The 10,270-nt window shown below is 69.1% G+C and carries 6 protein-coding genes; 5 read left to right on the top strand and 1 reads right to left on the bottom strand.

Annotated features, from left to right (window positions below; translation table 11 throughout):
• Positions 1-80 precede the first annotated feature (80 nt).
• The gene (locus ABTZ99_RS43835; RefSeq protein WP_499619049.1) at positions 81-3,038 is read right to left on the bottom strand and encodes an endo-1,4-beta-xylanase; all 2,958 of its coding nucleotides are present in this window, start codon (positions 3,036-3,038) and stop codon (positions 81-83) included.
• Between the two features lie 746 nt (positions 3,039-3,784).
• Here ABTZ99_RS43835 and ABTZ99_RS43830 point away from each other — a divergent pair.
• The 5 genes from ABTZ99_RS43830 to ABTZ99_RS43810 all read left to right on the top strand — a co-directional run bounded on the left by ABTZ99_RS43830 (position 3,785) and on the right by ABTZ99_RS43810 (position 10,129).
• Positions 3,785-5,167 (top strand): glycoside hydrolase family 43 protein, encoded by a 1,383-nt coding sequence (locus ABTZ99_RS43830; RefSeq protein WP_498784182.1) that lies wholly within the window; start codon positions 3,785-3,787, stop codon positions 5,165-5,167.
• Between the two features lie 328 nt (positions 5,168-5,495).
• The gene (locus ABTZ99_RS43825; RefSeq protein WP_498784180.1) at positions 5,496-6,761 is read left to right on the top strand and encodes an extracellular solute-binding protein; all 1,266 of its coding nucleotides are present in this window, start codon (positions 5,496-5,498) and stop codon (positions 6,759-6,761) included.
• Entirely contained in the window at positions 6,758-7,711 is a 954-nt protein-coding gene (locus ABTZ99_RS43820; RefSeq protein WP_498784178.1) for a carbohydrate ABC transporter permease, read from the top strand. Before ABTZ99_RS43825 ends, ABTZ99_RS43820 begins: the two co-directional genes overlap by 4 nt.
• Positions 7,708-8,556 carry a carbohydrate ABC transporter permease gene (locus ABTZ99_RS43815; RefSeq protein ID WP_498784176.1) on the top strand — a complete coding sequence of 283 codons (849 nt, stop codon included), beginning with the start codon at positions 7,708-7,710 and terminating at the stop codon, positions 8,554-8,556. The genes ABTZ99_RS43820 and ABTZ99_RS43815 overlap by 4 nt, the downstream gene beginning before the upstream one ends.
• A gap of 25 nt (positions 8,557-8,581) precedes the next feature.
• A complete protein-coding gene (locus ABTZ99_RS43810; protein ID WP_498784174.1) occupies positions 8,582-10,129 on the top strand; it encodes a glycoside hydrolase family 43 protein in 1,548 nt (515 codons plus the stop codon).
• Positions 10,130-10,270: the final 141 nt, after the last annotated feature.

The following is a 10,270-nucleotide window of genomic DNA, read 5'->3' as shown; positions in this document are numbered from 1 at the left end:
GTCCGGTGTTCCGGACGGGCCGCCGCGGTTGTCCGGCCCACCCGGCCCGGCGAGGCCGGGCCGGGTGCCTCTCGCCGAGGTCAGGGAGTGGTCAGGTCGAACTTGCGGACCGTGACCGCGCCGCCGAGGGCCTGGGTGGCGTGGTTGAAGATGCCGAAGCGGTAGCCCATGAAGAACTGCCAGGCGTTGTTCAACGTGAACGCCGGTCCCAACGAGGTGAAGTTCACGCCGTCGGTGCTGTAGGAGAAGCGGGCCTGGCGGTTGGAGCCGGGTTGGATGTCGGCGTTGATCCGAAGCCAGATCCGGCCGCCGCTGATCGCGGCGCTCGCGGCTTCGGTGCCGGTGTTGGTGGTGCGCCAGCTGCTGTCCATGGCCAGGCCGTTGGTCATGGACACGCGGGTCTGGCCGTTGTCGCGCTTGACGCCGATCCAGGCCGAGGACTGGCGCAGCATCGCGAGGCCGGACCGGTCACCGTCGCGCATCGTGCTGTAGTCCAGCTCGATCGTGGCCGTGGACGTCGGTCCTTGGATGCGGTGCGTCAGGGTGTTGCGGGCGGCGTACAGGTCGTTGGTGACCGTGGCGGTGGACAACCTCAGCCCGTCGTTCACCGAGTACTTCGTGGTGTCGGGGTCGTGGTTCCACTCCCACTGCGGGCCGAGGGTGGTGCCGGCGAAGGTGTCGGTCCCGGTGAGGGGTTTGACCGGCCGGGTCGGCAGCGGCGAGGGGTAGTTGACGCCCCACCGGCCGTTGACCGTCTGGAGGGTAGGCCAGCCGTCCGCGGTCCAGGTGATCGGGGCGAGGGCGGGCACGCGGCCGCCGGGGTAGGCGTCCACGAACGACATGTAGTACCAGGAGCCGTTCTGGGTCTGGACCAGGCCGCCCTGGTGGGGCACGCCGCCGCCGGGGATCGGGCCGGGCAGGTCCAGCAGCACCTGGCGCAGGGTGTAGGGGCCGAACGGGTTGCTCGCCTTGAGCACGTACTGGCCGTTGGCGGGCCGGGTCAGCCAGATGTAGTAGCTGCCGTTGCGCTTGTAGAAGCGGGCGCCTTCCAGCGTGCCGATGTTCGACGGGGTCTGGAAGACCTGCTGCGCGCGGACCTGGCTGCGGCCGTCGGCGGACAGCTGGGCGACGCTGATGGTGCCGTTGCCGTACGCGACGTACATGGTGTCGTTGTCGTCGATGAGCATGCCGGCGTCGTAGTAGCAGTTGTCGATCTGGGCGTGCCGGTTCCAGGCGCCCTCGACGCTGGTCGCGGTGTAGATGTAGGTGTCGTTGAAGTCGATGCACCCGGCCCAGTAGTACGTCCGGTTGCTGGCGCGGTACTGCAGCGTCGACGCCCAGATGCCGTTGACGTAGGCCCGCTGGCCGTTGGTCAGGTCGTACTTCGTGCCGAAGTCCAGTGACGGCACGGAGTGACCGGCGAACTCCCAGTTGACCAGGTCGTAGGAGCGCAGGATCGGCGCACCGGGGGAGTAGTGCATGGTGGACGCGGTCATGTAGTACGCGTCCCCGACCCGGATGACCTCGACATCGGCGAAGTCCTGCCACACCACGGGGTTGGTGAACTGCCCACCCGGCTGCTGCGGGGTCGTCGTCGTGGTGGTGGTCGTCGTCCCGCCGCCGCCGACGCGGACGAGCTGCCACTGCTGGTTGGCGCCGCCCCAGTCGGAGTACTGGACGATGTTCGCGCCGTCGTTGGTGGCGGCGTTCTGGACCTCGACGGCCTTGCCGCTGTTGCGGTTGATCAGGCGCACGTGGCCGCCGTCGGAGTCGGCGAGGCGGAACTGCTGGTTGGTGCCGTTGCCGTCGGCCCACTGGACGATGTTGGCGCCGTCGGCGGTGGAGAAGTTGTAGACGTCGAGCACCTTGCCGGACAGGCGTGACTTCACCCGGTAGTAGCCGCCGCCGGAGTCGACGAACTGCCACTGCTGCTGGTTGCCGTCGTTGCGGGTCCACTGGGTGATGCGGGCGCCGTCGTTGGTGGCGAGGTTGTAGACGTCGAGCGCCTTGCCGCTGTTGCGGTTCACCAGCACGTACCACGCGGTCGTGTCGATGACCCCGGGCTGGCTCGAGCCCTCGTTGAGGGCGTTGAGCACGGCGGTGTAGGCGGGCTTCTTGTTGCCCGAGGCGTCGAACAGCAGCGGGTTCTGGCCGGTCCGCCACGAGTCGCTGTCGCGGATGCCCCAGACGGTGATGCCGGTGCACCGGGCGACCGCCAGGCACGCGCGGGTGACGGCGCCGAACGCGTTGGCCTGGTTGGAGCCGGAGATGTCCAGCTCGGTGATCTGCACGTCGACGCCGAGGTCGGCGAAGCGCTGGAGGTTGGCCTGGTAGTCCGACGGCGCCGAGTTGGTCAGGTGGGACTGGAAGCCGACGCAGTCGATGGGGACGCCGCGGGCCTTGAAGTCGCGCACCATGTTGTAGATGCCGGTGCTCTTGGCGTTGATGCCGTCGGTGTTGTAGTCGTTGTAGCAGAGCTTCGCGCCGGGGTCGGCGGCACGCGCGGCGCGGAAGGAGGCCTCGATCCAGTCGTTGCCCGTGCGCTGGAGGTTGGAGTCGCGACGACCGCCGCTGGTGCCGTCGGCGAACGCCTCGTTCACCACGTCCCAGGAGTGGATCTTGCCCCGGTAGTAGGTCGCGACGCGGGTGACGTGGTTGAGCAGGGCCTGGCGCAGCGCCGAGCCCTCCATGCGCTGCATCCACCCCGGCTGCTGGGAGTGCCAGGCCAGGGTGTGGCCGCGCACCTTCATGCCGCGGCTGATGGCGTGGTTGACGATCCGGTCGCCGTTGGTGAACGTGAACTGGCCCTGGTTGGGCTCGGTCGCGTCCATCTTCATCTCGTTCTCGGCGGTGACCTGGTTGAACTCCCGGTTCAGGATCCCGACGTAGGTCGAGTCGCCGAGCTTGCCCGCCGCGACGGCGGCGCCGAAGTACCGGCCCTTCTCCGCCGCCGAGGCGCCCAGGGTCGTGCCGGCCAGGGCCAGGCCGTCGAACGCCGCCGTCATCATGGTGGCGACGAGTCCCACGACGAGCAGCAACGCCGTTGTTCTCGACCGACGCACCGGCGTCGGTCGAATGACCGCTCGTATCGAATGATTCATCACGTGTCCTCACGGATCGGCACACCGCAAGCCGTGGCGTCGCGGTGGCAGGGGGCACTTGCCGACGCCCGATCGATCTTTTGTTAGCGCTAACAACTTCGCGGTTGAACATCCCACGTGCAAAGGGGATGGCAGTGAAGTGCGGTCGTCGTCGCGATGAGCGCGCGTCGTGCCTCTCCGACTGTGAAGGATGGCACACGCCGGGTCAAGACGTTACGAAAATCTTTCGTGCAGGTAGGGCGCGGTATCGCGCTGGTGATGGGCACCTGGCCGGTCGGTGTCGGGCCTCTTGGGCCGCATGGTCAGGTCGAATGGCGTTCGACTGTTAATAGCCCGCGCCTTGCTAAAGTTAGCGCAAACATTTTAGCTGCCGGAACGGTGGCCTCGAATTGAGATGGAAGCGGCTGTCCCGAACGTTCGGATCGAGCACGCGCAATGGGCTGAACGGAGCAACTCCGGGTGGCTAAAGTTAGCGCTCACAGGTTTAGCTTTGACGATGTCGTCGGGACGTAGTTTCATGGGCACGACAATCAAGGTCACTCCGTTCCCGGCGGGCTCCCGCCGCGCCGAGCGCCGCCGTGGGTGCGCTGTCCTGTGGAGTCGCAACGGTCAGCACGGGAAGTGGACCCGGCCTGACGGCGGCGAACGTCGCGACGGATTCCGATGCCCTTCCGGAGGTTCTGGTGAAATCGACACCGTTGGTCGCGGCGCTGCTGCGGCGGGTGGGCGCGTTGCTCGCCGCGGTCGTGTGCGCGTCGGCCCTCGCGCCCGCGATGGCCAAGGCGGACAACCCGATCGTGCAGCACATCTACACCGCCGACCCGGCGCCGCTGGTCCACAACGGACGCGTGTACCTCTACACGGGGCACGACGAGGACGGTTCGACCTGGTTCACCATGAAGGAGTGGCGGGTCTGGTCCTCCGACGACATGGTGAACTGGACCGACCACGGCTCGCCGATGAACGTGGGCACGTTCTCCTGGGCGAGCAAGGACGCGTGGGCGGGGCAGGCGATCGAGCGCAACGGCAAGTTCTACTGGTACGTGCCCGTCGTCAACCGCGCCACCGGCCGCATGGCGATCGGCGTGGGCGTCGCCGACAGCCCCACCGGCCCCTTCCGCGACGCCATCGGCCGCCCGCTGGTGGAGAACGGCGAGATCGACCCGAGCGTCTTCATCGACGACAACGGCCAGGCGTACCTGTACTGGGGCAACCCGAACCTGTGGTACGTGCGGCTCAACGCCGACATGACGTCGTTCTCCGGCGGTCCCACCCAGATCCCGCTCACCGCGGCCGGATTCGGCTCCCGCACCGGTGACGCCAGCCGCCCCACCCTCTACGAGGAAGGGCCCTGGGTCTACAAGCGCAACGGCGTGTACTACAACGTGTTCGCGGCGAAGTGCTGCTCGGAGTTCATCGCCTACTCCACCGCGCCCAGCCCCACCGGGCCGTGGACCTACCGCGGCACGGTCATGCCCACCCAGGGCGGCAGCTTCACCAACCACGCGGGGATCGTCGACTTCAAGGGCAGCTCCTACTTCTTCTACCACAACGGCGCGTTGCCGGGCGGTGGCGGTTTCACCAGGTCCGTGGCGGTGGAGCGGTTCACCTACAACGCCGACGGCTCGATCCCGACCATCAACATGACCACGGGCGGCGCACCTCAAGTGGGCACGCTCAACCCGTTCGTCCGCCAGGAGGCCGAGACGATCGCCTGGGGTTCGGGCATCGAGACCGAGCGTTCCGCCGAGGGCGGGATGAACGTGGGCTGGATCGAGAACGGCGACTACCTCAAGGTGAAGGGCGTCGCGTTCGGCTCGGGCGCGCGGACGTTCAACGCCCGCGTGGCCTCCGGCACCTCCGGCGGCACCGTCGAGGTCCGGCTGGACGGCCCGAGCGGCGCGGTGGTGGGGCGCTGCGGCGTCTCGGGCACCGGCGGCTGGCAGAACTGGGCCACGGTCTCCTGCCCGATCAGCGGCGCGACGGGCACCCACGACCTCTACCTCCGGTTCACCGGCGGCAGCGGCTACCTGTTCAACGTCAACTGGTGGCAGTTCGCGGCGTGACGGCGCGCGGTGGTCGCGGTCGCCGGCGGCGAAACCGCGCCCGCGACCACCGGGCTCACTGAACGTTAGATAGTTCGCGTTCACAAAGTGTGTTGTGAAGAGTCCACTGACGGAGGTCTTGCTTTCGCGTTCTCGGGCGGCACAAGGTGTTCTTGACGGCCCTTGTGACACAGCTTACTGTCGTGAGCGCTAACAATCGGAGTTGAGACCGAAACTTTCGGCCGCACGGTGCGGCAGGCTCTCGACCCGGTTCACGCGATCGCCGACCGGCGGTGGTCAACCGCATGGTGGCGGTGCCGCCTGTTCTCGCACACCTTGGAGAAGCGCTGTGAAACTCCGCTTGCCCCTGCTCCGCGCCGCCGCGGCCCTGGCCCTGCTCACCGCCTGCACACCCGGCACGGGCGGTGGTGGGGGAGGGGACGGCAAGTCGTTCGAGTTCTGGTCGTTCTCCGCCATCAACCAGAAGCTGACCGTCGACGCGTACAAGGCGAAGCACCCGGACATCGACATCAAGCTGACCGAGGTCGGCACGTCGACGGAGACCGCCCAGTCGCTGACCACGGCGCTGGCCGGCGGGAAGGTGCCGGACCTGGTGCTCATCCAGGGCGACAACCTGCCGCAGTTCGTCGACCAGCCGCAGAACTTCGTGGACCTGCGGACGCTGGGCGCCGACGACATCAAGGACGAGTACCTCGACTGGGTGTGGAAGCAGAGCGTCGCCAAGGACGGCGAGGTGCTGGGCGTGCCCACCGACGTGGGCGGCATGGCCGTGGCCTACCGGACCGACCTGTTCGCCGCCGCCGGCCTGCCCACCGACCGGGAGTCCGTGAGCGCGCTGTGGCCGACGTGGGACGCGTTCATCGAGACCGGTAAGCGCTACAAGCAGGCCACCGGCAAGGCGTTCACCGACAACGCGGCGACCAGCGTGTTCTACCAGGCGGTCAACCAGGTCTCGGAGAAGTACTACAGCGCGGACCGCAAGCTGGTCTACAGCACCAACCCGCAGGTCAAGGCGGCGTTCGAGCTCGGCATCAAGGCGGCCACCTCCGGGATCACCGCCGGGCAGTCCTCGTTCGAGAGCGCGTGGAGCGCCGGCATGGGCCAGGGCGCGTACGCCGCGGTGTCCGCGCCGTCGTGGATGCTCAACAGCATCCGCACCACCGCCCCCGACACCAAGGGCAAGTGGGACATCGCCAGGATCCCCGGCGGCTCCGGCAACTGGGGCGGAAGCTACCTGGCCATCCCCAAGGGCGCGAAGAACCCCCAGGCCGCCTGGAACTACATCAAGGAGATGCAGTCGCCCGCGGGCCAGCTGGAGCACTTCAACCGCGTCGGCGCGCTGCCCTCCACGCCGGAGGTCTACCAGGACGCCAAGCTCACCGACGCGAAGGACCCGTTCTTCTCCGACGCGCCGACCGGCAAGATCTACACCGACTCGCTGCTGGGCCTCAAGCCGTTCTACATCGGTCCCGACAGCGCCGCCATCGGCCAGGAGTTCCTCGACGCCATCACCAACGTCGAGCAGGCGGGCGGCGACCCGGCCACCGCCTGGGACGACGCGCTGCGCAACATCAAGACCGCCATCGGCGAGTGACGACCGTGACCGCCACGCTGACGCCCGCGCCGTCGGCCGCACTGCCGCCCCCTGCCTCCCCGAGGGGCAGGGGGCTCGCGGAGCGCCTGTCGCCGTACGCCTACATCGCCCCGTTCTTCGTCCTGTTCGGCGTGTTCGGGCTGTTCCCCCTCCTCTTCACCTTCTACGTGGCCCTGTTCGACTGGAACCCCATCGGCGACCAGGTGTTCATCGGCACGGACAACTTCACCCGCATGTTCGCCGACCCGCGGTTCTGGAACGCCGCGGGCAACACGGTGAGCATCTGGGCGCTGTCCACCGTCCCGCAGCTGCTGCTGGCGCTGGTGCTGGCGCACGTGCTCAACCACGCCCGGCTGCGGTTCGCGCTGTTCTTCCGGATGTCGGTGCTGGTGCCCTACATCACGTCGGTGGCGGCCACCGCGGTCGTCTTCGCGCAGCTGTTCGACCGGGACTACGGGCTGCTCAACTGGGTGCTCGGGCTGGTCGGGATCGAGCCGGTGGACTTCGTCCAGTCCACTTGGGGCAGTCACGTCCTCATCGCCACGATGGTGACCTGGCGGTGGTTCGGCTACACCACGCTGCTCTACCTGGCTTCGCTGCAATCGGTGCCGCGGGCGGTGTTCGAGGCCGCGGCCATCGACGGCGCGGGGCCGTGGCAGCGGTTCCGGCACATCACCATCCCCTCGCTGCGACCGGTGATCATCTTCACCGTCGTCACGTCCACCATCGGCGGCCTGCAGATCTTCACCGAGCCGCTGCTGACCGGCTCGGGGCTGACCTGCGGCGCGGTGCGCCAGTGCCAGACGTTGACGTTGTTCCTGTACGAGCAGGGTTTCGGGCAGTTCGAGTTCGGCTACGGCTCGGCGATCGGGGTCGCCCTGTTCGTCATGGTCGTGGCGATCGCCGCGGTCAACTTCGTGCTGTCCACCCGGATCAAGGCGGATCGATGACGAGCACCGCGACGCGCAACCGAGGCCCCGGCCGGGTCCGCTGGTGGACCTACCTCATGCTGGCCGCCGCCACGGTCGTGTGCCTGTTCCCGCTGTACTGGATGTTCATCGTCGCCACCACCGACACCGCGGCCGCGACGCGGATGCCGCCCGAGGTCGTGCCCGGCGGCAACTTCTTCCACCTCGCCGGGCTGGTCCTGGACACGGTGCCGTTCGTGCAGTCGCTGCTCAACAGCCTCGCCGTGGCCACCGCGATCGGCGTCGGTCAGGCGGTGCTGTGCTCGCTGGCGGGGTTCGCCTTCGCGAAGCTGCAGTTCCCGGGCCGCAACACCCTGTTCGTGGTCGTCGTGCTCACCATGACGGTGCCCACGCAGCTCTCGGTCATCCCGCAGTACATGATCATGTCCGAGCTGGGCTGGGTCGACACGCTGCAGGCGCTGATCGTGCCCGGCCTGGCCAGCGCGTTCGGCATCTTCTGGATGCGCCAGCACATCTCGGCCACGATCAGCGACGAGCTGATGCAGGCGGCCCGCATCGACGGCGCGAGCACCGCGCAGGTGTTCTGGCGCATCGCGTTCCCGATCGTGCGGCCGGCCGCGTTCGTGCTCGGCCTGTTCGGGTTCATCACCGCGTGGAACGACTTCCTGTGGCCGTTCATCGTGCTCAAGTCGCCCGAGCGCTACACCGCCCAGATCGCCATCAAGGCGCTCCAGAACAGCCTCGACGTCGACCTCGGGCTGGCCATGTCCGGCTCCTTCCTCGCCACGATCCCGCTGGTCGTGCTGTTCGTCGTGGTCGGACGGCGGATGGTCGCGGGCATCCTCGAAGGCGCCTTCAAGGGCTGACGCCCTCGCACAACAAGGAAAACCATTGACCTCACCGAAGTCCGAGGCGTCGTTCTACGACAACCCCGTGATCCCCGGGTTCCACCCCGACCCCAGCGTGTGCCGGGTCGGCGACGACTACTACCTGGTGTGCTCGAGCTTCGAGTACTTCCCGGGCGTGCCGCTCTTCCACAGCCGCGACCTGGTGAACTGGCGGCAGATCGGCAACGTCCTGGACCGGCCGTCCCAGCTGCCGCTGCCGGCCGACGCGATGGCGTCGGACGGGATCTACGCGCCCACGATCCGGCACCACGACGGCCGGTTCTGGATGATCACCACGAACGTCTCGCACGGCGGCAACTTCGTCGTCACCGCCGAGCGACCCGAAGGCCCCTGGTCGGACCCGGTGTGGCTCGACCTGCCCGGCATCGACCCCGACCTGGCGTGGGACTCGGACGGCAACTGCTGGTGCTCCTTCGCGGGCGCGCACGGGCCCACGTTCAACGGCGTGCAGGTCGCCCGGGTCGACCCCGAGGCGGGGAAGGTGCTGGAAGGGCCGTTCCCGGCCTGGGCGGGCACCGGGTTGCAGTGGCCGGAAGCGCCCCACCTGTACCAGGTCGGGGAGTGGTGGTACCTGATGATCGCCGAGGGCGGCACCGAGCGCGGCCACACCGTGGCCATGGCCCGCGCCCGCTCGCCGCGCGGTCCGTGGGAACCGGCGCCGGTCAACCCGATCCTGTCGCACCGCAGCACGAGCCAACCCGTCCAGAGCACGGGTCACGCCGACCTCGTCACCACGCCGGACGGCGAGTGGTGGATGGTGCTGCTGGCCACCCGCCCGGTCGGCTACAGCCCCAAGTTCCACGTCCTCGGCCGGGAGACCTTCCTGACCCCGGTCCGGTGGGAGGACGGCTGGCCCCGCGTCGGCCCCGTCAACCTGAGGGAACGGGCGCCGGTCGGCGCACAGGAGCCGCAGGCCGCCCCGGAGCGGGACGACTTCGACGCCCCCGGGCTCGACCCCCGGTGGATCTCGCCGCGGGCGCGGCCGGACGGCTCGTGGTCGGTGACCGAGCGGCCGGGGTGGCTCGCGCTGCACGCCACCGGCTCCACGCTGGACCGGCCGGGCTGCACGTTCGTCGGCCGGCGCCAGCAGCACGTCGAGAGCCGGACCGCCGTCCTCCTGGATCCCGCCGCCGGTCGCGCCGGCCTGTCGGTGCGCCTGGACGAGGGTCACCACTACGACCTGGAGGTGGCGGACGGGCGGGCCGCGGTCATCGCCCGCATCGGACCCCTGCGCCAGAGCGTGGCCACGAGACCCGTGCCACCGGGCCCGCTGACGCTCGTGATCACCACCCGCTCGGCCCGCCGGTGGCCGGCGGGGGAGGAGCCGGCGGGCCTGCACGTCGCCGCGCCGGACTACCTCGCCTTCCACGTCGGCGAGGACCCGGAGCCGCTGGCCGAGCTGGACGGCCGGTACCTGTCCACGGAGGTCGCCACCGGCTTCACGGGCCGGGTGATCGGCATGTACGTCACCGAGGGCACCGCCTGGTTCGACTGGTTCGACCACGGTCCGCTCGACGCCGCACGGCCCTGACCTCGCCCGGTCGTCCCGGTCCGCGGCGAAGCGGCCGGGACGACCGGGAGTGGGGGCGCAGGGGATCAGCGGGGGGCCGTGCCCGGTGAGGCGACGGGCGGCCCCGCGCCGTGCCGGCCGGCGAGCCTGTGCGCGACGGGG

Origin of the sequence: Actinosynnema sp. NPDC002837 (assembly GCF_040295345.1) — a bacterium.
Taxonomy (GTDB): Bacteria; Actinomycetota; Actinomycetes; order Mycobacteriales; family Pseudonocardiaceae; genus Actinosynnema.
This window is presented reverse-complemented; position numbering and strand designations above follow the sequence as displayed.

Bases quoted from the DNA above. Each gene is read 5' to 3' on its own strand.
- ABTZ99_RS43815 (WP_498784176.1), top strand. From the start codon at position 7,708: ATGACGAGCACCGCGACGCGCAACCGAGGCCCCGGCCGGGTCCGCTGG.